We start from the raw sequence: 22,236 nt of genomic DNA, 5'->3' as shown, positions 1-22,236 counted from the left end.
TCACAGATCATCGAGCGCGTCGTCGGGCATCGGCGCTGCACTGCGCGATGTGGTTGCGGGTGCGCCGTTCGCGCGCTCCGTCCTGCGCCCGGCCGCGCCCTGCTGCGCACTGGCGACTTCGGCGCGGCGACGCTTCACGTGATAGGGGCTCACGATCGCATGCGCGATCACCGACAGCGACGGCCGCACCTCGCCGGTGTCGGTCTTCCACGTCCCGATTTCGAGCGCGCCGGTCACACTCACCGGGTCGCCCTTCGCGAGTGCGAGCAGTTCGTCCTTCACGTGCGAGAACGCCATGATCCGCGCGAAGATCACGGCGTCGCCTCCCATCGGAACCCGCAGCGTGGCGAGCACATACGTGCTGCCGTTCTTCGCGGTGCGGGTCTCCGGGTCTTTCACAAGTACCCCACCGAGCAGTCCGTCGATCATGCTGCCTGCCTCCCTGCGGCACGCTTCGCGGCCCGTGCCGCTTCACGTGCTGCCTTCGCCTCGCTGCGCTCGCGCGTCCTGCGCTCCCGCTGCGCGAGCCGCGCCGCCTTCGCTTCGAACTTCGCGCGCAGCTTCGCCCGCATCTCGCGCGACTTCACCGCTGCGGGCAGCGGATCGAGCCAGCCATGTCGCGCCGCACGCACCATCACGAACGCGATGCGCGCGTCGGGCGTCGCCCGGTAGGCGTCGGCGAACGTGACACCGGCCGCCGGACAGCCCGTGAACCACGCCCGTGCGTCACGTTCGCCAGCGCGGTCGAATTCGGCCGCCCACGATGCGAGGATCAGCCGCCAGTCCGGGTCATCGCCGGGGATCGCGGCGAGCGCCGACAGCGCGCGGGCGTAATCCATCGCCACCGGTCGGCCACGATCGCACGGTGCGGGCTGCGCATTACGCGCGACCCAGTCGCCGGGGCCGGACTTCGCTTCGCCCATTTCCTTCTCCGCTGGCAGAAACCACCTCCGGTTGCGTCTCCCGTGAGTCGGACAAAAAGACAAGACCAAAAACACCCCCTCTTTAGAGGGGTGTTTTTGTCTTGTTTTTTTGTCCAACGGGAGACACAGACAACAAACCGGACAAAACAGACAAAACACCGTTTTTGTCTCGCCCGCTAATCCCCGTCCGGCCTGCGCCACAGCCAGTTGCCATCGCATGCGTAATATTTTGTCTGCATGGCGCTGATGACCGTTTTCGCCACGCTGTAGCGCCGCCGCTCGTCGTACTGGAAAAACTTCGCGGCGACGGCGCGCGCTGCGGTATCGAGCAGTACGCAGGGTCGGTCGGGTGGGCATCCGTCGCCAGCCCCGGGACTCCCGCCAGCGGCGAGCAGTTTGCCGATCACGTCATAGGCGAGCGCCTGATTCGCGGCCTTCGGTTTGCCCAGCGGTTTCCTTGCCGGTTCGCGTCCGCGTTCTTCCACGTCGGCGCACTCGATCACGCCCGAGCAGAGTGCCTGTCCGTCCGGGTCGTTGCCGATCTCGACCGGCACAAGCCGGAACGCGTGGCGACCGGTATCGTCGGCCTCCTTCTGCTTGCCGATGATCCAGTGCCGCAGGCCGGTTTCGCGCTCGTAGGTCACTTCGATATGTGCATCGAGCAGGAATGGCAGGGTGCTGCTCCCGCGCATGCCGTTCGTCTGCACCTTGCCCGTATGGTGGATAACGCAGATCGTCCAGCCGGTGCGGTCGCGCAGCGTGTGCAGTGCGGCCACGGCCCTGCCCATCTCGGCCGAACTGTTTTCCTCCAGTCCGACCGTGCAGAGTGCAAGCGGGTCGATCACAAGCAGCCCGACCGGCTCGCCGGTCTGCCCGATCGCTTCGGTCAGGTCATCGAGGTCGTGCGGGTCGAGCAGGGAGAAGGACTGGTGCGTGATCGTGCGCCACGGTACCGGCCGACCGTGATGGTTCTCCCATGCGCGATAGCGGCGCGGCAGGCCGTTATTGCCTTCGAGTGACAGCACCACCACCGGCACACGGGTGAACACCGTATGCCCGAAAAACGGTCGGCACTCTTCCAGACACGCGGCCAGTTCCATCGTGAGAAAAGACTTGGCGACGCCTGACGTGCCCCAGATCGCGAGCAGCGCGCGGGCGGGAACGACGCCGCGCACGATGTCGGGAATGATCGGCTGGGACGATACGGTCGGGCCGTCGAGCAACTGGTAGCGCGGAACATATTCGTGCCGTCCGCCGTCTGCGATCCAGACCGCTAGCGCGTCAGGGCCGTATTCGGTCGCGTAGTCCCAGCCGTCGAAACCCTCGCGCTCGCTGGCGGGCATTTCGACCCATGCCGAGCGCGTCGTCTGTGCCGCATGGGCGGTCATGATCTCGATGTGATTCGCAGGATGCTTCGCATCGGCGTCGCACGCGTGCCGGCCACGGTCGGCGACGATCACGCGCGTGCTCGCCGGATACCGCTCGCGGATTTCCGTCATCACCTCGCGCTCGCGACCCACCCCGATCGTCACCGCAATGACCGCATCCGGCACCGCCCAGTGAATTGCCTCACCCGTTGCCATGCCTTCGCAGGCGATCACGGTCACGCTGTCGCGCAGGTCGCCGATCATGTAGCAGCAGCCCGGGAACGGCGTGAGCCTGCCGAGCGTGCGCTTCGAACCATCGGCGAAGATACGCTGCACCGCGACGACCGGAGCGGTATCGGACAGCGCGCGGATCGGCACGAGCAGGCAGCCGGGATCGTGCGCCGCGACACGCAGCCGGTCGGCGTCACACGCTTCGCGCAAGCCCTTGCGGGCCACGTAGGGATGAGCGTGCGCGGGCTGGCCGTCGAGCCAGAGGTCGATAGCGCGCTCGCCAGTGTCGTCCTCTGTCGTGATCCTGTGCGCGTCATCGTGAACTTCCCGGTGTGGGGTTCCGGCACCGTTCGTCCGTTGCGGGGGCGGGTCGGGGTCCGGGTCGTGCCAGTCGTTTTCCTGCCGCGCGAGATGGAACAGCAGTCCCGGCCCCACGTCCAGCCCGTCATACGTTTTCCACTGGCTGCGGTTGTACTTCTCGCCCTTGTCATCGGGGTCCTGCCCGCGCCACGCGAGCCAGTCGGCGAGTTCGCCACCGGCATGCAGGAACGATGCGCCGAGCCGGATCGTTTCGTCGTGCGAACCGCCCGGCGGGAAGGAGAACAGCGCGCTCCTCGCGCGCTCGGCCGGACTCATGTCGCACCCGGAACGTCACGATTGTTCTCGTCGTCGAGCAGCCGGTCGCGTTCATCGAGATCGTGTTCGACGTGATCGGCGAAGCGCCTCACGGACAGGGCATTGAGTGCGGCTGGCGCAATACCGTCGATATTCCAGCGATTGAGCAGGGCGATCAGTTCGCGCGAGGTGTACATGGCAGCACCTCCGCAGTCAGGCCGCGCCGGATTCAGCGGCGACACGCGCCTTCTTCAGCGCGTAGCCGCGAATGTCTTCGATCAGGCGCTTGTCGCGGTGCGCGCCCACGGCGAATGCGCGCGGAAAGTCCGGGTCGGACTTCTCCAGCCGCTTGATGGTTGAAACGCTCACGCCGAGGATTTTTCCTGCGCCACGCCGGTCGGTGACGAGCGGGGCGAGTGGGTCAACCGGTGCCACGACCGGACTTGCAACGGGTGCAGCTTCGGCGGGGCGCACCTTGCGCGGGCGTCCCGGTCCCCGCCTGGGGGGATTCAGTTCGGCTTGCTCGTCCATGATCGGCTCCGCGTTGACTTGAAAGTCATTGAAGCCGAAATCGGAGCCGATTTTAAGTGCAATTGGCGGCGGAAATTTACACGTGTAAATCGCGGCGGGAAATTACACCCCTTTGCGCCGCTGTTCGAGCAGCAGCCAGCAGGGTGAGGTCTTGTGGTATTTCAGGTAGGCGCGGCGGATGGTTTCGGCACCTGCGCCGTGCTCGCCGCGATGCCGGTCGGCTACTACGTTGATTGCGTCCTCGACAGTCACGTCGATAGCCAGCGCGACTTGCAGAACCTCTTCACACAGCCGCACGTGGCGCGCTCCGGTTGCCGTCATCGTGCTCTTTGGCATCAGGGACGTGAACAAGAACTGGGCGGTGTAGAACGTCGCATGGTCCTCGGGCGTTTGCGGCGGCTGGTGATGGGTGAAGCGCACCATCGCATCGAGTGCAAAGAGCCGCTGCGCGAGTTCGCGGGTTCCGGGCGTCAGGTCACGGGCCAGTGCCGGATACCCCTCAGCTTCGAGCGCGGCGACCAGTTGCGCGCGCAACGTTGCAAGGCGGTCGTCATACGCGCCGCCGCTCATGCGGCGCTCCGCTTCGACCGGGCGCGGTCCAGCGGCAGCACGGTCGTCTCGCCGCCTTCGAGGTAGCGCGACCATGCCTCCATGACCGGCAGACGCAACGCGTAGAAAGTGCTGCGCTCATAACTGCGCCTGACCTGCGAGCGCTTCTCATGCTGGATCACGGCTTCGGCCACATGCACCGGCACTTCGGGCAGGGTGTCACCGACCCATGACCGCAGCGCGCTGCGCAGGCCGTGCAGCGTGGCTTCACCCGGCTCATAGCCCGCGTCGCGCAGCACGTCATTGAGTTGCGAATTGCCATAGGCGCGACCGCGCGGCGAGGCAAACACGAATGCGTCCGGGTCGGGGTTGCCACCGTTGTAGCCCGGCAGGGCACGCAGCAGGTCAAGCACGGCTGGCGTGAGCGGGATATCGAAGTCAACCGCCACTTTCGCGCGTTCAGCCGGGACCACCCAGCGGCCTGCATCGAGATCGAGTTCGCGCCACGTCACCAGCCGCGCGACCTGTTCACGCACGCCGGTATGCGCGAGGAATTCAACCGCGCGCGCCGCGACGCCGTCGAGCCCCTGAATCCGGCGCAGGGCGTCAGGCATGTGCTTCCACGCAATCGCGGCCCGGTTCGTGCGCGCGTGCTCCACCTTCGGCAGCAGCCGCGTCACGGCTTCGGTGCTGGCGGGACTGGCCGTGTCGGCACCGGTGTGCTGCGTCCACCAGTCGAAGACGGCGGCGACGCGGTCAAGCACGACACGCGCGGTCGGATATTTCGTTTGCCAGATCGGGCGCAGCAGGGTCGCGATATCCTCGGGGTGAACCTCGTGCATGTCGAGGCGACCAATGACGGGCGAGACATAGCGCTCGAAGGTGCTGGCCCATTCCCTGCGCTGCTTCTCCGTCTTCAGCCTGCGATCCGCGAGCGCCTGTTCAGCGGCCAAGTTGAAACTCATGCGGGTCTGACTGGCACGCTTCGCTTCGCGCCGGGCGGTGCGCTTCGCACTCAGGGGATCGGTGCCGCTGGCGAGCATCTGCCGCATCTCCAGTGCGCGGGCGCGGGCCATCGTGAGCGTGATCACGTCGGCACTTCCCAGCCCGGCGTCGCGCTCGCGACCATGTCGGCTGTATCTGAAGATCCACGACTTGCTGCCGGACGGCGCGATTTGCAGATACAGATTGTTGCCGTCGCTGACGTAGCGGGCGCGCGGCCTGCCTCCGGGCTGTGCGGGTGCGTTGGGTTGGGCCGCCTTGACAGCGGCGGCAGTGAGTTTTCGGGTTACGGGCATCGGGCGTTCTCCGGGTAGCCGGTCCTCACCCCTGTCCTTACCCCTGTGCATTTTTGGGCGGAGTTGAACTGGGCTGGACGAAGTTGAGCGGAGAAATTGTATCAAACCCTTGTGGAATCAGGATGTTAGCCGATTCATACCCGATCAACTCAACTCAGAGAATACGCCCATTTCTTTGCTGCTGCAAAGAAAGTAGGTGCCGCCCCGCACAGGGGCAACGCTAATAGACCGATAAGAAAGCAAGGAAAGGCCAACACCGCCAAGAATAAAGACCAGAAAAACAAACAAAAACTGGAAACACCCAGAAATAGCCAGAAATAGCCCTTCTTTTCGACCCATAGCGCCGCAGACAAATCAACAACAATCACCCTAACCCTTACTACGCCAGCACCAGGCTGGCAACCCAAATGGCAACTACGACCGCCCCGCAACAAGCCGCGCCCGCCTCGCCGGGCCCCATGAAGCGCATCATCCTGATCGGCCTCATTGCGCTGATCGCCGCGGGCGCTGCCGGTGCCGGCGTGTGGTTCTTCATGTCGAAGCGCGCACCCGTCGCCGTATCGGCCGAAGCCGCGCCGGCGCAGTCCGCCGTGCCGCTGTTCTTCCCGCTCGAATCGATGACCGTCAACCTGCAATCGGACGACGGCCAGCAACACTTCCTGCGCATCGGCCTCACACTGAAGCTCGGCGACGCCGGCACCCAGCAGGCGCTCACCGATCACATGCCGGAAGTGCGCAGCCGCATCCTGCTCGCGCTGTCGAACAAGCACCCCGAAGAACTCGCGCCGCTCGAAGGCAAGCGCGCGCTCGCCGAAGAGCTGAAGAAGCTGATCACCGAGCCGACCGAGCGGGGCGCCGCACCGATCCGCGTGCAGGACGTGCTGTTCACCGAGTTCGTCGTGCAGTGACGTGACCTTGTCCAGCACTGCCATCATCAATCGCCAAGGGACGCACGAGGAATAAGCAATGAGCCATGAAGAGTTCATGTCCCAGGAGGAGGTCGATGCCCTTCTGAAGGGCGTCACCGGCGAATCCGACACGGAATCCGAGCAAAACGACCGCACGGGCGTACGCCCGTACAACATCGCGACGCAGGAACGCATCGTCCGTGGCCGGATGCCGGGCCTCGAAATCATCAACGACCGCTTCGCGCGCCTGTTGCGCGTCGGCATTTTCAACTTCATGCGGCGCTCGGCGGAAATCTCCGTCGGCCCGGTGAAGGTGCAGAAGTACAGCGAATTCACGCGCAACCTGCCGATCCCGACCAATCTGAACCTGGTCCACGTGAAGCCGCTGCGCGGCACGTCGCTGTTCGTGTTCGATCCGAACCTCGTGTTCTTCGTGGTCGATAACCTGTTCGGCGGCGACGGGCGTTTCCATACGCGCGTCGAAGGACGCGATTTCACGCAAACCGAGCAGCGCATCATCACGAAGCTGCTCAATCTGACGTTCGAGCACTACACCGCGTCGTGGAAGAGCGTGCGCCCGCTGCAGTTCGAATACGTGCGCTCGGAAATGCACACGCAATTCGCCAACGTCGCGACGCCGAACGAAATCGTCATCGTCACCCAGTTTTCGATCGAGTTCGGCTCGACGGGCGGCACGCTGCACATCTGCATGCCGTACTCGATGATCGAGCCGATCCGCGACGTGCTCTCGTCGCCGATCCAGGGCGAAGCGATGGACGTCGATCGGCGCTGGGTGCGCGTGCTGTCGCAGCAGGTGCAGGCTGCCGAAGTGCAGCTGACCGCCGACCTCGCGCAGGTGCCGGTCACGTTCGAACAGATCCTGAACATGCGCAAAGGCGATGTTCTGCCGATCAACATCCCCGAGCACATCACCGCGAAAGTCGACGGCGTGCCGGTGATGGAATGCGGCTACGGAATTTTCAATGGTCAGTACGCGTTGCGGGTCCAGAAGATGATCAGCGCAGCCGACACGATGAAGGAAGGTGGATATGAGTGACCTGAACGCAAAGCCCGAGAGCGATCTCGAGGCAGCCGAGCAAATCGCCGCCGGCGCGCTGTCCGCCGCGGAAGACGACGCGGCGATGGACGACTGGGCGAGCGCGCTCGCCGAGCAGAACGGCAACGCCGAGGTCAACCCGGCCGCGGCCGGTGTGTTCCAGCCGCTGTCGAAGGTCGAGCCGACCGCGACGCACAACGATATCGACATGATCCTGGACATCCCCGTCCAGATGACGGTCGAGCTCGGCCGCACCAAGATCGCGATCCGCAATCTGCTGCAGCTCGCGCAGGGCTCGGTCGTCGAACTCGACGGCATGGCCGGCGAGCCGATGGACGTGCTCGTCAACGGCTGTCTGATCGCGCAGGGCGAAGTGGTGGTCGTCAACGACAAGTTCGGTATCCGGCTGACCGACATCATCACGCCGTCCGAACGCATCCGGAAACTCAATCGATGAAACGTTTGGCAGGTCGCGGCGTGTTGCTCGCGCCGCTCATCGCGTCCAGCGTCGCTCACGCCGCCGACATGAACGCGGTCAACAACGCCGCGAAGATCGCCTCGGGGGTCGGCGCGGGTAGCGCGGTGCCGGCGCTCGGCGTGGGCGCGGTGCTGCAAACCTTCGTCGGGCTCGCGGTCGTGATCGGCCTCGTGTTCGGCTGCGCATGGCTCGCGCGACGCTTCGGCCTGCAACCGGGCCAGCGCGGCGGCCTCGTGAAGACCGTGGGCGGCGCTTCGCTCGGCGGCAAGGAGCGCGTCGCGGTCGTCGAGATCGGCGATACGTGGCTCGTGCTCGGCGCTGCGCCCGGCAACGTGCGGCTGCTGCATACGATGCCGGCGGGTTCCGTCGCGGCCGATACGGTTGCCGCTTCGCCCGAACCGCTTTCCGGCACCTTTGGTCAACGCTTTCGCGACGCCATGAAGGGCGAAGTGGGCAAACGTTTCAACGCGCACCGCGGCGGGGATCGGTAATGCAGGTCAGTTTCAGGCAGTCAGGTTGGTTCTTCACGCTATCGCGCCGTGCGGCGCGCTCGCTCCCCGCAGTGCTTCGACTCGCGCTGCCGGCACTGCTGGTCGCGCTGCCGACGCTGTCGTTCGCGCAAACCGCCGGCCTGCCGGCCTTCACGACGAGCCCCGGCCCGAACGGCGGCACGACCTACTCGCTGAGCGTGCAGACGATGCTGCTGCTCACGATGCTGTCGTTCCTGCCCGCGATGGTGCTGATGATGACGAGCTTCACGCGCATCGTGATCGTGTTGTCGCTGCTGCGCCAGGCGCTTGGCACGACCACGACGCCGCCGAACCAGGTGCTCGTCGGTCTTGCGCTGTTTCTGACGTTTTTCGTGATGTCGCCGGTGCTCGATAAGGCCTATAACGAAGCCTACAAGCCGTTTTCCGAAGGCACGCTGCCGATGGACCAGGCGGTGTCGCGCGGCGTCGCGCCGTTCAAGACCTTCATGCTGCGTCAGACCCGCGAGAGCGACCTGGCACTGTTCGCGCGCATCTCGCACGCGGCGCCGATGCAGGGGCCTGAAGACGTGCCGCTGTCGCTGCTGGTGCCGTCGTTCGTGACGAGCGAGTTGAAAACCGGCTTCACGATCGGCTTTACGATCTTCATTCCGTTCCTGATCATTGACATGGTGGTCGCGAGCGTGCTGATGTCGATGGGTATGATGATGGTATCGCCGGCGACGATTTCGCTGCCGTTCAAGCTGATGCTGTTCGTGCTCGTCGACGGCTGGCAGTTGCTGCTCGGCTCGCTCGCGCAGAGCTTCGTCTGATTATTTTCGACTCCTCGTTCTTCAGGTACTCACGATGACACCCGAAGCAGTCATGACGCTGGCCCACCAGGCCATGTATGTCGGCCTCATGATGGCCGCCCCGCTGCTGCTCGTCGCGCTCGTCGTCGGTCTGGTCGTGAGCCTGTTCCAGGCGGCCACGCAGATCAACGAGAGCACCTTGTCGTTCATCCCGAAGCTGCTCGCGATCGCGGCCACGCTGGTGATCGCCGGGCCGTGGATGCTGACCACGATGCTCGACTATCTGCGCCACACGCTCACCAGCATTCCGACGCTCGTCAACTGAGCGCTGCTCGCACGTCCGCCCTCCCCGCTCCATGTTCACGGTCACCTACGCGCAACTGAACGTCTGGCTGACCGCGTTCCTGTGGCCGTTCGCGCGCATCGCCGCGCTGATCGCGACCGCGCCGGTGTTCGGCAATTCGTCGCTGCCCTCGCGCGTGAAGATCGGCCTCGCAGCGTTCACGACGATCATCGTCGCGCCGACGATCGGCGCGCTGCCGCAGGTCACCGTCTTTTCGGCGGACGGCGTGTGGATTCTCGCCAACCAGTTCCTGATCGGCATCGCGCTCGGCGTGACGATGCAGATCGTGTTCCAGGCGATCGACGCGACCGGCTATTTCATCGGCCTCGGCATGGGTCTCGGCTTCGCGACCTTCTTCGACCAGCAGGCGACCGGCTCGGGCGTCGTGATCTCGCGCTACATGACGACGATCGCGACGCTGGCGTTTCTCGCCGTCGATGGTCATCTGCAGATGATCGCCGCGCTCGTCACGACGTTCCAGGCGGTGCCGGTGTCGGCCAACCTGCTCGCGCCGCACGGCTGGCAGACGCTCGCGAACTGGGGCAGCTCGATCTTTTCGGCGGGGCTGCTGCTGTCGTTGCCGGTCGTCGTCGCGCTGCTGATCGCCAACCTGGCGCTCGGCATTCTCAATCGCGCGGCGCCGCAGATCGGCGTATTCCAGATCGGCTTTCCGCTGACGATGCTGGTCGGCTTGCTGCTCGTGCAACTGATGCTGCCGAACATGATCCCGTTCTTCGTGCGGCTGTTCGATAGCGGCATCGATCAGATGGGGCGGATCGCAGCCGGGCTGAAGTAGCGCCGCGGCAATCCCGAAAGCGCGGACGGAAAAAAACCGGCTCTCGCCGGTTTTTTCATTGCCGCGCCGAAGCGGCATCAGTTGCCGATGTACTCGAACAGCGACATGCCCTGGATCTTCACGAACGCCTGCTGCGACGCCTGCAGTGCCGCCTGCTGCATCGTGTACTGGCTGATCGTCTTGACCAGGTCGGTCGAGGTCAGGTTCGCGAGTTCACTGGACGTTTGCGTGCTGTTGGTCTGAGTGACCGTTTGCAACGCCTGCACTTCCTGCTCGCGCCCGCCCACCGAAGCCTGCACCGCGGTGATGTTGTTCAGCGTGTTGCCGAGCTGCGACAGGCCCGTGTTCAACGCGTTCTGCAGCGATGCCGCGGCCGTGGGATTGCCGCTGACCGGCTGCTGAAGCGCCGCGATCATTGCATTCAGGTTCGCGAACACGTTGGTGCCCGCCTGACTGGCCGGCTGCACCGTGAATTTGTCGTTGGCGGCCGGCGTGCCGGTGATTTCGACGCTCTGCCCGGCGATGGTGATGCCCGTGCCCGCCGCGTAGGGCTGTGCCGTACCCGCGATGCCGGTGGTCGTGTCGGTGACCGTGTAGGTCATCGAGCTGCCGCTGCCGCTGAACTGGATCTGGTACGAGTCCGCATTCAAGGCGTTGGTCGGGTCGTTGACCGTCACTGCGCCGATCACGCCGGAGCCGGTATTGCCCGAGACGGCCGAGGCGATCGGCTGCGGGTTGATCGCGCCGACGCTCATGAATACCGACAGCCCGTTGTCGCCGGTCGCGACTGCATTGCTATCGGTGAGCTGCACCGTGCGCGAGCCGGTGTCGCCCGTGTAAGTGACATTGCCGGCCGGGTCGGTCGTGAAGGCATGGGTCGAATTCTGGAAGCCGGCGAACAAGGCATTGCCGGCGCCGTCGGTCGCATTCGCGTAGGTGACGAGCTGGTCGCGCAAAGTCGTCAGCTGCGCGGCGATCGCGGTGCGGTCGGCATCGTTCAAGCCGCCGTCGCCGGCGCGCAGACCTAGCGTGTGCGCGCTTTGCAGCGTCGTCATGACGTTGGTGAGCGTCGAGTCCTCCGCCTGCAACGACGCGAGCGCCGTGCCCTGGTTCGTCGTGTACTGCGACAGCGCCGACGCCGTCGAGCTGAGCTGCACGGCCTGCGCGGCGCCGAGCGGGTTGTCGGCGGGCGTGGTCAGGCTCTGGCCGCTCGAGATTTCCTGGTAGATCTGCGACAGCTGAGCCTGCTGATTGCTCATGTTCGCGACGTTCATGCTGAAGTACTGCTGGGACGAAATTCGCATGGTTCAACGCCTTACGAGAAGATGCCGAGCAAGGTCTGGAACAGCGTCTGCGCCGTCTGGATGACCTTGCTGTTGGCCTGATAGAGCTGCTGGTATTGAAGCAGGTTAGCCGCTTCCTCATTGATATTGACGCCCGACACCGACTGCTGCGCCGACGTGATCTGCGTGACGAGCGAGCTTTGCGTCGTCGCCATCGCCTGGATCTGCGTGGTCTGGTTGCCGATGCTGTTGACGTAGCTCGCATACGCGCTCGTCAGCGTCGCGGTGCCCCCCACGAGCGTCTTCGCATTGGTGAGGTTCGACAACAGTTGCGCGTTGCGGCCGTCGTTGGTCGCGCCGGTGTTCGGTCCGATCGTGAACGAGTCGCCGTTGGCTGGCGTGCCGCTGATCGTGACCGTCACGTTGTTCATCACGCCCGGGTTCGTCGAGTTGGTCGGGTTGGTGATCGTCAGCGTTGCGCCCGAATTCGGCGAGTACGGCACCACGTCCGTCGCCGAGCCGATCGTGTACGACGTGGACGGCGAGCCGGCGACCGTCACCACCGAGCCAACCGGGAAGTTGGTGAGGCCGCCGGTGCTCGCGGTGTAGGTGATCTTCGACGCGCTGGTCGGCGCGCTATAGCCGGCCGATACCGTACCTTGCGTGATCGTCGCGCTGCCGGTGTTCGACGTCGACGCCGACGCGAGCACCGGCGCCGCGGCCGCGATCGCCGAGCCCGCCGTGGTGGTCAGCGCAAAGCCGTTCAGCGCGCCGCGGGTCGGCTCGACAGTGAACGAGTCGCCCGCGTTCATCGTGCCGCTCGCGACCGAGAACTGCAGGCCGCCGATCGGCTTGGTCAGGTCCGCCGCCGAGCCGACGATGCTGCCGGTCTGGTTGTCGGTCAGCGTGTAGGCGCTGCCGTTGTACGACAGCGTGTAGTCGCCCGTGGTCGGCTGGCTCGCGTCGGCGAACGAGACGCCGAGCGTCGCGGTGCCGCTGTTCTGCGAGTTCGCGTACACGGTCGGCGAGCCGACGGTGAACAGCGCGCCGCCCGCGGTGCCGTTCAGCGTCAGGCCGAGTTCGTTCTGCGCATTGACCTGCGCGGCGAAGCTGGTCGCGATCGCACCGAGTTGCGCCTCGGCCGGATCGAGCGTTTGCGATCGGAATTGCACCAGGCCGCCCAGCGTGCCGCCGGACACGCTGCTGTCGGACAGCGTCTGCGGAGTGGGGGTCGGCTTCGCGCCAACCTGGCCGAGATACTGGACCGACAGCTCGGTCGGATCGGCCGACGAAGTCGCCGTGCCGAGGTTGAAGCTGTTGCCGGCCAGCACGAGCGGCTGTCCGTTCGACATGAACAGACTATAGCTGCCGTTGTCCTGCACGACCGACACGCCAATCAGCTGCGACAGGTTCGACACCGCCAGGTCGCGTTGGTCGAGCAGCTGGTTCGGCGGCTGGCCCTGGCTGCTCGCCTGCGTGATCTGCGTATTCAGCGACGCGATCTGCGCCGTAAAGGTGTTGATCTTCGTGACCGCGTCGCTCATCTGCGTGTTGACGCTCGCGCGCAACTGGTCGTATTGCTGGCCAGCCGCGTTGATCTGATTCGCGAGCGTCTGTGCGTCGCTGATCGCGGTTTGTCGCGTCGACACGCTCGACGCGTCGTTGGCGACGTTCTGCAGCCCCGTGAAGTAACCGCTGATCGCGCTCGCAATCCCCCCAGTCGGACTGCCGACGAGGTTGTTGAGCTGGCTGATCATCGTGTTGTACGTGCTGAGCGAGCTGCTCCACGACTGCGCGTTGTTGAGCTCGGTCGTCAGGTACTGGCTATACGCGCGCGTGATGGTGTCGGTGGACACGCCCATCGGCATGTAGCCGGAGCCCGTATAGTTGCCGCCCACCTCCGAATACACCGGAGTTTCCATCGTATAGCCGGGCGTCGACGCATTGCTGATGTTCTCACCAGTCGTCGTCAAACCCCATTGGGCCGCGTTGAGTCCGCTAAGGCCGATATTCAACAGATTGCTGGACATGCGTCATCCTGAAGGGCGGCATCGCAGACATGCCACCGTGTTAGTGGAACATCCTCTTTAACGGCCCGTGGTGCGAAAAATTGAGGGCCATTCCACCTCGTTTGCGCTCGCCGCGATGTTGCCGCGCGATTGCGTCCACTGCGTGTGCAACGTTTGCTTCGCCGGCCAAAAACATTCGCGCAGCGGCCGCGCGTTTTGCGCACGCCCGCCGCGCGTTGGCTCGCGGCTCAGCGCGCCAGCGAGCGGCGCTTCATTTCGAGCTGCGTGATCAGCCGCTGCAGCGTGTTTTCCGCGCTGCCGGGCAGCGACAGGAAACGGAAGCCGAGCTGATAGCGCTGCGTGCCGTTCGGCATCGCGAGCGAGCGATGCGACACGAGCTGCAGATCGAGCGACAGACGGCCGAGCGCGCCGAGCGTGAGCTCGCAGTCCATCAGGCGCGCGCCCATCGGCAGCTCGGCGACACGCAGGTCGGTCGTGCGCATGCCGACGCCGCCGAGCGACAGGTCGTGCACCTCGAAGCGGAACGTGTCGCCCTCGGGCAGCCGGCCCGTACACATGAACGGGTCGAGAATCGGCGCGGCGACGCGGAAGTACTCGCGGCGCTGCACGTAGAACAGCACCTCGGGGAAGTCGGCCTCGAACGCCGGCATTCCCTCGAAGCGCGTCTCGCGCGGCGTCGGCGTGGTGAACTCGACGCGCACCCCGTCGGGCGACGCGTGGAACTGGCAACGCGGGGCGCTGAGCAGCCCCTTGTTCTGCTCGGCGAGCGCGCCCCAATCGAAGGTGAAGGTGCGCTCGCGCACGTCGACGTCGAGCAGGCGCGTGACGAGCTGGCCGCCCGCATATTCGACCGTGAGGAAATCGCCGCGATTGACGATATTGCGCAGCTGCACGCCGATTTCCAGCGGATTGCGGCGGCCGAAATCGGAAGGGCTCTCGTCTTGCGGGACGTGCGGCTGACCGTTTGTGTCAATCAGGCCGTTCGACTGGTTCATATCCATGGGCTTGCCGGTAAGCATGTTCTTGCGGGCACGTGCCAGGGCCTAGCCATCGACTCTGAGGGTCTTCATGCAAAGCCGCAACACACGCGTTCGACCGGACCTTGCAGCGCTGTTCCGGTATCGGGTCTAACTCGTTAGCGGCAGCATCGAGCCAAAATTTAGGGGCTCAATTTAAATATTCGCCGGAAAATGTCGCGCAAACGTTAAAAGCGTATCCGCCCCATTTCCTGCGTTTAATCAGCCCATTTTCTGCATGATCGACAACAGCTTTTTCGCGTAATGCGGGTCGGTCGCATAACCGGCGCGCTGCATGCCGTTCGCAAAACCGTTCACGTCGCGCGACGAATTGATCACCTGTGCATAACGCGGATTGTTCTTCAGCAGGCTCGCGTAATCGGTCATCGCTTCCTCGTACGAGTCGTACGCGCGGAATTTCTCCACCGTGCGATGCGGCTTGCCGTTCACGTATTCGGTCGTGACCGTCGACACGGTCTTGCCGGTCCAGTCGTTGCCCGCCTTGATGCCGAACACGTTGTGGCTGGTCGAGCCGTCGGCCTTCTTGATCTCGCTCTTGCCCCAGCCCGATTCGAGCGCGGCCTGACCGATGATGAAGCGCGCCGGAATGCCGGTCGCCGCGCTCGCGGCTTGCGCCGGAGCGGCGAGCTTGTCGACGAACGCATCGACCTTCGGCGAGCTGCCGTCGCCGCGCGTCGGCGGCGTCAGCGCGCTATTGGCCGAGTAGCCGCGGCCCAGCGCGAGCTGGCCGTTGGCCTGGGCGTTGCCGTAGGCGCGCGCGAGCGCGTTGAGCGCAACGCTCTGGCCTTCGTCGCCGCCGCCGCTGCCGCCGCCGAGCGCGTTGGCCATGCCGGCGAGACCGCCCGCCGCGCCCGCGCCGTTCGCGCCACCCACCTGCATGCCCTGGTTGCGCATCAGCTGCTTGAGCATCGCGTCGGCGACGCCGATGCCTCGCTTCGACAGCTGTTGCGCCATCTGCTGGTCCATCATCGACGTGAAGGTCGCCGTGTCGTGCGAATCGAACGGACTGTCCTGCGGCGTCGCATCGCGCATGCTCTTCAACATCATCTGCGTGAACACGGCGTCGAACTGCTGCGCGGCCATCTTCATGCCGGCTTGCGGCGAGGCCTTCGCCTGCGCGCTCAGTGCGCCGAAGCCCTGGACGTCGAGCGCGAACCGGCTGGTCAGGTCGCCGGCGGAGTTGACGCCATTGGTCGGATCGGAATTCATCTCGTGTGCTCCTTAGATGATTTCAAGGTCGGCGCGCAAGGCACCGGCTGCTTTCATGGCTTGCAGGATCGACATCAGATCCGCGGGCGTCGCGCCGAGCGCGTTGAGCGCCTTCACCACCTCGGCGAGGTTTGCTCCGGCATTCACGAGTTTCAGCGCGCCGTTGTCCTGCTTCATCTGGATCTGCGACTGCTGCGCGACCACGGTGCGGCCGTTCGAGAACGCGCCCGGCTGGCTCACCACCGGCTGCGTATTGATCACGACCGACAGATTGCCGTGCGCGACCGCGCAGCTCTGCAGCGTGACCATCTGGTTCATCACGATCGAGCCGGTGCGCGCGTTCAGGATCACCTTCGCGGCCGCCTGCCCGGGGCGCACTTCGAGGTTCTGCAATTGCGCCATGAACGAGACCTGCTGCTGCGGATCGGCCGGCGCGCGCAGCTGGATCGTGCGGCCGTCGAGCGCGGTCGCGGTGCCGCTGCCGAACGCGTTGTCGATCGCCGCGACGACGCGCTGCGTGGTGTCGTAGTCCATGTCGTTCAGGTCGAGCTGCATCATGCCAGCCTGCGACACCGCGGTCGGCACCGCGCGCTCGACGATCGCGCCGCCGGTGACGCGCCCCGCGGCCAGCTGATTGACCTGCACCTTGCTGCCGTTCGCGCTCGCGCCCGCGCCGCCCACGGCGACGTTGCCCTGGCCGAGCGCATACACCTGGCCGTCGGCGCCCTTGAGCGGCGTGAGCAGCAGCGTGCCGCCGCGCAGGCTCTTCGCATTGCCGAGCGACGACACGGTGATGTCGATCGCTTCGCCCGGCCGCGCGAACGGCGGCAGCACCGCGGTCACCATCACGGCGGCGACGTTCTTCAACTGGATGTTCGACAGCGACGATTGCGAGTTGCTCGAGCCCGCCGCCTGGTTGTTGATCGAGATGCCGAGGTTCGCGAGCATGTTCGCGAGCGTCTGCGTCGTGAACGGCGTCTGCGTGGTCTGGTCGCCGGTGCCGTCGAGGCCGACCACGAGGCCGTAGCCGATCAGCGGGTTGTCGCGCACGCCCTGGATCTGCGCGAGGTCCTTCAGGCGCTCGGCATGCGCGGGCGTCGCGGCCGGCAGCGCCGCGCAGGCGAGCGCGACGAACATCAGTGCGCGGCCCGCGCGCGACAGCGTGTTGAAAACAGTACCCATGATCACCACGGCGCCACGTTGAGGAAGAACCGCTGCAGCCAGCCCATGGTCTCCGCTTCGTTGATGTAGCCCTTCGCGGAGTATTCGATTTTCGCGTCGGCGACCTGGGTCGAGTACACGGCATTCAGGCTGGAAATCGTGTTGGGATTGACGACACCCGAGAAGCGCACGAACTCGTTGCCCTGATTGATCAGCATCTGCTTCTCACCGCTCACGATCAGGTTGCCGTTCGCCTGCACGCCGGTCACGGTCACGGTGATCGTGCCGTTGAAGGTATTCGACGCATTCGCGCCGCCGGTGCCGGCAAAGCCGTTGGTGCCGGTCGCGCTCAGGTTGGTCTTGGCGAACAGTCCGCCGAGGAAGCCCGCGGTCGGCACGTTGAAGTTCGTGCTGCCATTGCGACTCGCATTCGCGCCCGAGTTCTTGGTCGCGTTGATGTTCTCGGCGATCACGATCGTGATGATGTCGCCCACGTTGCGCGGCCGCTGATCTTCGAATAGCGGACGGCCCGCGAAGCCCGGATTGTAGATCGAGCCCGGCGCCTGCGCCTGCGGCGGCACCGGGGGCAGTGCGGTCATCGGCTGCTGGATGATCGGTTGCTTCGGCACGAGCGCGCAGCCGCCGAGCGCGGCGAGCAGCGTGAGCTGCACGAGCGCCACGGCCGTGCGCGAATGAACCGGAGTGCGAGTGGAATGCGACATCATCGTTTACCGCCTTAAATTTCCAGTCCTCAAACCGGCATCTGGCTCAAGGTCTGCAGCATCTGGTCGGAGGTCGTCACGGCCTTGCTGTTGATTTCGTACGCGCGCTGCGTCTGGATCATGTTCACCAGCTCCTGCACGACGTTCACGTTCGACGCTTCCACGTAACCCTGGTTGAGCGTGCCCGCGCCGTTCAGACCCGGTTGCGCCACGTTCGGCGCGCCCGACGAAGCCGTCTCCGCGAACAGGTTCTCGCCCTTCGAGTCGAGGCCGGCCGGGTTGATGAAGGTCGCGAGCTGCATCGTGCCGAGCTGCTGCGTATTGCTCGAGCCGGCCACGGTGATCGACACCGCGCCGTCGCTGCCGATCGTCAGCGAGGTCGCATTGCTCGGGATCGTGATCGCCGGTATTACCTGGTAGCCGCTCGACGTGACGAGCTGACCCTGCGCATTGGTCTGGAACGAGCCGTCGCGCGTGTAGGCAGTCTGACCGTCGGGCATCTGCACCTGGAAGAAGCCCGCGCCGTTGATCGCGACGTCCTTCGAGTTGCCGGTCTGCTGCAGGTTGCCCTGCGTGTACAGACGCTCGGTCGCGACCTGTTGCACGCCGGTGCCGAGCTGAATGCCGGACGGCAGCTCGGTCTGCTGCGTCGAGTTCGCGCCCGGCTGGCGGATGGTCTGGTACAGCAGATCCTCGAACACCGCGCGCGAGCCCTTGAAGCCGTTGGTGCTGACGTTCGCGAGGTTGTTCGAAATCACGTCCATCTGCGCCTGTTGCGCATTCATGCCGGTGGCGGCGATATAGAGTGAGCGGTTCACTTATGGTTCTCCTGGTCTCGGGGCGAGCCTCGTAGGGCGCCCCGTGGCAATCCGTTAACTGAAGCTGAGAATCTGGTTGGCGGACTGATCGTTCTTGTCGGCGTTTTGCAGCAACTGCGTCTGCATCTGGAACTGGCGCGCGTTGGTGATCATCGAGACCATCGCGCTGACCGGATTCACGTTGCTGCCTTCGAGCGACGCCGGCGCGAGCATCACGGTCGGATCGGCGTCGGCGGGGTTGCCGTCGGCGGTGCGGAACAGTCCGTCATCGCCGCGCGTGATCGACTGCGGATCGGGATTGACGAGCTTCAGCTGATCGATGGTGACGACCGCGGTGGGCGGATCGCCGGGCGTCAATGCCGACACCGTGCCGTCCTTGCCGATCGTGATCTGCGCGCCCGGCGGCACCGATACCGGCCCGCCGTTGCCGAGCACGACCTGATTGGTCGCGTTCACGAGCTGGCCGTTTTCGTCGATGTGCAGATTGCCCGCACGCGTGTAGGCCTCGTTGCCGTCGGCGGTTTGCACCGACAGCCAGCCGGACCCTTGAATCGCGACGTCGAGCGGATTGCCGGTCTGCTGGATCGGCCCCGGCGTGAAGTCGGCGCCCGGCGTCGACGACAGCACGAAGGTGCGGGTCGTGTTGTCGTCGATCGTGCTGCCGTCGCCGAACGACATCGGCACGGCGCGGTAGGTTTCGAGCTGCGCGCGAAAGCCCGTGGTCGACGCGTTCGCGAGGTTGTTCGCGACGATCGCCTGCTGTTCGAGCGCTTGCGCGCTGCCCGACATCGCGGTGTAGATCAGCCGATCCATGAAGAGGTCCCGTTCGCTTACAGGTTGATCAGGGTCTGGTCGACGGCCTGCTGGGTCTTGATCGTCTGCGCGTTCGCCTGATAGTTGCGCTGCGCGGTGATCAGGTTGACCAGCTCGCTCGTCAGATCGACGTTCGAGTTCTCGACCGCGCCGCCTTGCAGCACGCCGTGATTGGTCGAGCCCGGCGTCGAGATCTGCGCGACGCCGGAGGCCGACGTCTGGCCGTACTCGTTGTTGCCGAGGTTGACGAGGCCATTCTGGTTCGCGAAGTTCGCGAGCACGATCTGGCCGAGCGCCGCGGTCTGGCCGTTCGAGTAGTTGCCGGTCAGCGTGCCGTCAGAGCCAACCGTGAAGCTGGTCAGCTGGCCCGCCGCGTAGCCGTTGGTGGACAGGCTGTTCACGCCGTTCTTGCCGCCGTACTGGGTGGTGGCGCCGAGGTTCAGCGTGATGTTCTGCGGTGTGCCCGAACCGTCGGTGGTCGGGATCGACAAGCTGAACCCGCCGAGCGTCGTAGTCGCGGTGAACGTAGGCGGGTTGGCGATCGGGGTGTTGACCTGGCTCGTGCTGACCAGCGTGCCCGACGAGTTGAAGTTCGCCGTGCCGATCAGCGTCGCGGTGCCGGTCGCCGGGCCCGCGTACACGTTCCACGTGCCCGAGCCGGTCTTCGCGAAGTACATGTTGACCGTCTGCGAGCCGCCGAGCGAATCGTAGGCGGTCGTGCTCGTCGAGTAGTTGTAGGTCGTCGAGCTGTTCTGGTTGAACGCGGTCGGATTCGGCGCGACCGTGTAGCTGTCGTTGGTCGCCGGCGTGCCGCTGAAGGTGATGCTCTCGCCGTTGCCGAGCGTGATCGCAGTGCCGGCCGTGTAGGTCTGCGCCGCCGAGGCGGGGCCGCCGTTTACCGAGACCGTGTAGGTGGTCGGGCTCGTGAAGTTGATCGTGTAGTTGTCGGTGTTGCTGCCCGCGGCCGCGTTGGTGATCGTCGCGCCGGTCGTGGTCAGCCCTGCGCTGTTCCCGGCACCGGGCGTCACGATCGGCGCGCCGAGCATGATGTTGTCCTGCGCGTTCAGGTTCAGGCCCGCGGTGATCGAGGTGGTCGCCTGCGGCGCGATGTTCGCGGTCGGCACGGTCAGCGGCACGGTCTGCGCGGTGTTGATGATGCCCGAGCTACTGGCCGCATAACCCATCAGCTTCAAGCCCTGCGCGTTCGTGATGAAGCCGTTCTTGTCGAGCTGGAACACGCCGTTGCGCGAATAGACCAGCGTGCCGTTGTCCGACAGCTGGTAGAAGCCGTTGCCGTTGATCGCGACGTTCAGCGCCTGGTTGGTCGTCGTGATCGTGCCTTGCGAGAACTGCTGCTGCACTTCGGAGAGTTTCGTACCGATGCCGATCTGCTGGCTCGTCGCGGTGGCGACCGAATTGGCGTACATGTCGGCAAATTCCGCGGTGCCGCTCTTGAAGCCGACGGTGTTGGCGTTGGCGATGTTGTTGCCGATCACGTCGAGATCGCTCGACGACGCCGACAGCCCGCTCAAACCTGTTTGATAACTCATGACGTACTCCGTATCTGGAAAGTCGTAACTGGATGGATCCGGACTACAGGATCGCGGCGACGCTGGTCAGGCCGACCGTCGTGCCGTTCGACAGCACGAGGCCCGGCGTGCCGCTGCTCTGCTGGACGATGCTTTGGACCGTCGCGCTGGTGAGCGTGGTGGCCGTCGCCTGCTGGCCATTGATCGTGCCGGTCGCGCTAATCGTGTAGGTGCCGTCGGGCAGCGTGTTGCCTGCCGAGTCGGTCGGCGTCCAGCCAACCGGAATCGTGCCGGCCGACTGCTTGCCGAGATCCAGCGTGTTGACGATCGTGCCGGCCGAGTTCTTCACGACGATCTGCAGGTCGCTGACGGCATTCGCGAGCGTGACGCCGAACTCGTTCGCCTTGCCGCTCGACACGGTGACCGAGTTGCCCGGTGCGAGCACGGTCGAGCCGATCAGCAGCGCGGACTGCGCCTGCTGGCTGGCCGACAGCTGGGTCGACAGCGAGGTCAGCGACGTATTGAGGTTGCTGATGCCCTGCACCGTGCTGATCTGGGCAAGCTGCGAGGTCATCTGCGAGCTGTCCATCGGATTGGTCGGGTCCTGGTTCTTCAACTGCGCGACGAGCAGTTGCAGAAAGGTGTTCTGCAGGTCCGAAGCCGAAGTGCCCGAGGTGCCGCTCGTCGAGCTCGTGCTGCTCGTGCCGTTCATCGTGTCGAGCAGCGTCTGCGAAACGGTCGTGCCGTTGCTGCCGATCGTGGTGTTGGTGGTCAAGACTCTCTCCTCAGGTTCCGATCGTGAGCGTTTTCAGCATCAGGGTTTTGGCAGTGTTCAGCGTTTCGACGTTGGCCTGGTACGAGCGCGAGGCCGAGATCATGTTGACCATCTCCTGCACCGGGTCGACGTTGGGCAGCGTCACGTAGCCGTTCGCGTCGGCGGCAGGATTGCCGGGGTCGTACGCGGTCTTCATCGGCGACGGATCGTCGACCACGCCGGTCACCCGCACGCCGCCGACCTGCTGGCCGGAGCGCGTGCGCGCGCCGCCGATCGGGTTCACCGCGAATATGACCTGCTTGGCCTTGTACGGCTGGCCGTCAGGGCCCGTCGTACTGTCCGCGTTGGCGAGGTTCGACGCCGTCACGTTGAGCCGCTCCGACTGCGCCGACATCGCGGAACCCGCGACACCAAAAATATTCATCAGGGATGGCATGTTTCCTGACCTCTCCTGCCGGTTCGCACCGGCTTCACGTTAAGTCCC

25 protein-coding genes are annotated in these 22,236 nt (G+C 65.1%); 7 read left to right on the top strand and 18 right to left on the bottom strand.

The features are described from left to right. The 7 genes from AB3X94_RS08030 to AB3X94_RS08000 all read right to left on the bottom strand — a co-directional run bounded on the left by AB3X94_RS08030 (position 1) and on the right by AB3X94_RS08000 (position 5,514). The gene (locus tag AB3X94_RS08030; protein WP_368611222.1) at positions 1-429 is read right to left on the bottom strand and encodes a single-stranded DNA-binding protein; all 429 of its coding nucleotides are present in this window, start codon (positions 427-429) and stop codon (positions 1-3) included. After that, entirely contained in the window at positions 426-923 is a 498-nt protein-coding gene (locus tag AB3X94_RS08025; protein WP_368611221.1) for a hypothetical protein, read from the bottom strand. The genes AB3X94_RS08030 and AB3X94_RS08025 overlap by 4 nt, the downstream gene beginning before the upstream one ends. Before the next feature lie 176 nt (positions 924-1,099). Then, positions 1,100-3,157, bottom strand: a complete 2,058-nt coding sequence (locus tag AB3X94_RS08020) for an AAA family ATPase (protein WP_368611220.1) — start codon at positions 3,155-3,157, stop codon at positions 1,100-1,102. Beyond that, a complete protein-coding gene (locus tag AB3X94_RS08015; protein WP_368611219.1) occupies positions 3,154-3,333 on the bottom strand; it encodes a hypothetical protein in 180 nt (59 codons plus the stop codon). The genes AB3X94_RS08020 and AB3X94_RS08015 overlap by 4 nt, the downstream gene beginning before the upstream one ends. Positions 3,334-3,349: 16 nt before the next feature. Beyond that, entirely contained in the window at positions 3,350-3,667 is a 318-nt protein-coding gene (locus AB3X94_RS08010; protein ID WP_368611218.1) for a hypothetical protein, read from the bottom strand. A gap of 102 nt (positions 3,668-3,769) precedes the next feature. Next, entirely contained in the window at positions 3,770-4,237 is a 468-nt protein-coding gene (locus AB3X94_RS08005) for a hypothetical protein (RefSeq protein ID WP_368611217.1), read from the bottom strand. After that, on the bottom strand, positions 4,234-5,514 hold the full coding sequence (locus tag AB3X94_RS08000) for a tyrosine-type recombinase/integrase (RefSeq protein ID WP_368611216.1): 1,281 nt from the start codon (positions 5,512-5,514) through the stop codon (positions 4,234-4,236). The genes AB3X94_RS08005 and AB3X94_RS08000 overlap by 4 nt, the downstream gene beginning before the upstream one ends. A 407-nt stretch (positions 5,515-5,921) precedes the next feature. Between AB3X94_RS08000 and fliL the strand changes: the two genes are divergently transcribed. Genes fliL through fliR form a run of 7 tightly spaced genes read left to right on the top strand, consistent with a single transcriptional unit; the run spans position 5,922 to position 10,375 of the window. After that, positions 5,922-6,422 (top strand): flagellar basal body-associated protein FliL, encoded by a 501-nt coding sequence (gene fliL / locus AB3X94_RS07995; RefSeq protein ID WP_368611215.1) that lies wholly within the window; start codon positions 5,922-5,924, stop codon positions 6,420-6,422. Between the two features lie 58 nt (positions 6,423-6,480). Beyond that, complete coding sequence (gene fliM, locus AB3X94_RS07990; RefSeq protein ID WP_013090865.1) at positions 6,481-7,479, top strand: flagellar motor switch protein FliM; 999 nt, start codon at positions 6,481-6,483, stop codon at positions 7,477-7,479. Then, positions 7,472-7,936 carry a flagellar motor switch protein FliN gene (fliN, locus tag AB3X94_RS07985; protein WP_368611214.1) on the top strand — a complete coding sequence of 155 codons (465 nt, stop codon included), beginning with the start codon at positions 7,472-7,474 and terminating at the stop codon, positions 7,934-7,936. Before fliM ends, fliN begins: the two co-directional genes overlap by 8 nt. Continuing rightward, positions 7,933-8,448, top strand: coding sequence for a flagellar biosynthetic protein FliO (gene fliO / locus AB3X94_RS07980; protein ID WP_176124500.1), 516 nt, complete (start codon positions 7,933-7,935; stop codon positions 8,446-8,448). Before fliN ends, fliO begins: the two co-directional genes overlap by 4 nt. Beyond that, a complete protein-coding gene (gene fliP / locus AB3X94_RS07975; protein ID WP_368611213.1) occupies positions 8,448-9,257 on the top strand; it encodes a flagellar type III secretion system pore protein FliP in 810 nt (269 codons plus the stop codon). Before fliO ends, fliP begins: the two co-directional genes overlap by 1 nt. Before the next feature lie 34 nt (positions 9,258-9,291). Then, complete coding sequence (gene fliQ, locus AB3X94_RS07970; protein ID WP_176109996.1) at positions 9,292-9,561, top strand: flagellar biosynthesis protein FliQ; 270 nt, start codon at positions 9,292-9,294, stop codon at positions 9,559-9,561. Positions 9,562-9,592: 31 nt separating this feature from the next. After that, the gene (fliR, locus tag AB3X94_RS07965) at positions 9,593-10,375 is read left to right on the top strand and encodes a flagellar biosynthetic protein FliR (protein WP_368611212.1); all 783 of its coding nucleotides are present in this window, start codon (positions 9,593-9,595) and stop codon (positions 10,373-10,375) included. 77 nt (positions 10,376-10,452) lie between these two features. Here the strand turns inward: fliR and flgL are convergent, their stop codons facing one another. From flgL to flgC, 11 genes are all read right to left on the bottom strand, one after another. Next, positions 10,453-11,679, bottom strand: coding sequence for a flagellar hook-associated protein FlgL (gene flgL / locus AB3X94_RS07960; RefSeq protein ID WP_368611211.1), 1,227 nt, complete (start codon positions 11,677-11,679; stop codon positions 10,453-10,455). Positions 11,680-11,690: 11 nt separating this feature from the next. Then, entirely contained in the window at positions 11,691-13,688 is a 1,998-nt protein-coding gene (flgK, locus tag AB3X94_RS07955; protein ID WP_368611210.1) for a flagellar hook-associated protein FlgK, read from the bottom strand. 227 nt (positions 13,689-13,915) lie between these two features. After that, positions 13,916-14,689, bottom strand: coding sequence for a flagellar brake protein (locus tag AB3X94_RS07950; RefSeq protein WP_368611209.1), 774 nt, complete (start codon positions 14,687-14,689; stop codon positions 13,916-13,918). A gap of 237 nt (positions 14,690-14,926) precedes the next feature. Beyond that, positions 14,927-15,934, bottom strand: coding sequence for a flagellar assembly peptidoglycan hydrolase FlgJ (gene flgJ / locus AB3X94_RS07945; protein ID WP_368611208.1), 1,008 nt, complete (start codon positions 15,932-15,934; stop codon positions 14,927-14,929). Positions 15,935-15,946: 12 nt separating this feature from the next. Then, entirely contained in the window at positions 15,947-17,116 is a 1,170-nt protein-coding gene (locus AB3X94_RS07940; protein WP_281375070.1) for a flagellar basal body P-ring protein FlgI, read from the bottom strand. Between the two features lie 2 nt (positions 17,117-17,118). Continuing rightward, complete coding sequence (gene flgH, locus AB3X94_RS07935; RefSeq protein WP_176124629.1) at positions 17,119-17,817, bottom strand: flagellar basal body L-ring protein FlgH; 699 nt, start codon at positions 17,815-17,817, stop codon at positions 17,119-17,121. A 29-nt stretch (positions 17,818-17,846) separates the two neighbouring features. Next, on the bottom strand, positions 17,847-18,635 hold the full coding sequence (gene flgG / locus AB3X94_RS07930) for a flagellar basal-body rod protein FlgG (RefSeq protein ID WP_176109990.1): 789 nt from the start codon (positions 18,633-18,635) through the stop codon (positions 17,847-17,849). Positions 18,636-18,689: 54 nt separating this feature from the next. Further along, positions 18,690-19,448, bottom strand: a complete 759-nt coding sequence (gene flgF, locus AB3X94_RS07925) for a flagellar basal-body rod protein FlgF (RefSeq protein ID WP_176109989.1) — start codon at positions 19,446-19,448, stop codon at positions 18,690-18,692. A 17-nt stretch (positions 19,449-19,465) separates the two neighbouring features. Further along, a complete protein-coding gene (locus AB3X94_RS07920) occupies positions 19,466-20,998 on the bottom strand; it encodes a flagellar hook protein FlgE (protein WP_176124483.1) in 1,533 nt (510 codons plus the stop codon). 43 nt (positions 20,999-21,041) lie between these two features. Then, the gene (locus AB3X94_RS07915) at positions 21,042-21,752 is read right to left on the bottom strand and encodes a flagellar hook assembly protein FlgD (protein ID WP_176109987.1); all 711 of its coding nucleotides are present in this window, start codon (positions 21,750-21,752) and stop codon (positions 21,042-21,044) included. 10 nt (positions 21,753-21,762) lie between these two features. Further along, on the bottom strand, positions 21,763-22,188 hold the full coding sequence (gene flgC / locus AB3X94_RS07910) for a flagellar basal body rod protein FlgC (RefSeq protein WP_013090881.1): 426 nt from the start codon (positions 22,186-22,188) through the stop codon (positions 21,763-21,765). Positions 22,189-22,236: the final 48 nt, after the last annotated feature.

The organism is Paraburkholderia sp. BR10923 (genome assembly GCF_040948765.1).
Taxonomy (GTDB): Bacteria; Pseudomonadota; Gammaproteobacteria; order Burkholderiales; family Burkholderiaceae; genus Paraburkholderia; species Paraburkholderia youngii.
The sequence above is the reverse complement of the archived record's forward strand: the minus strand, read 5'-3'. Positions and strand labels throughout refer to the sequence as shown.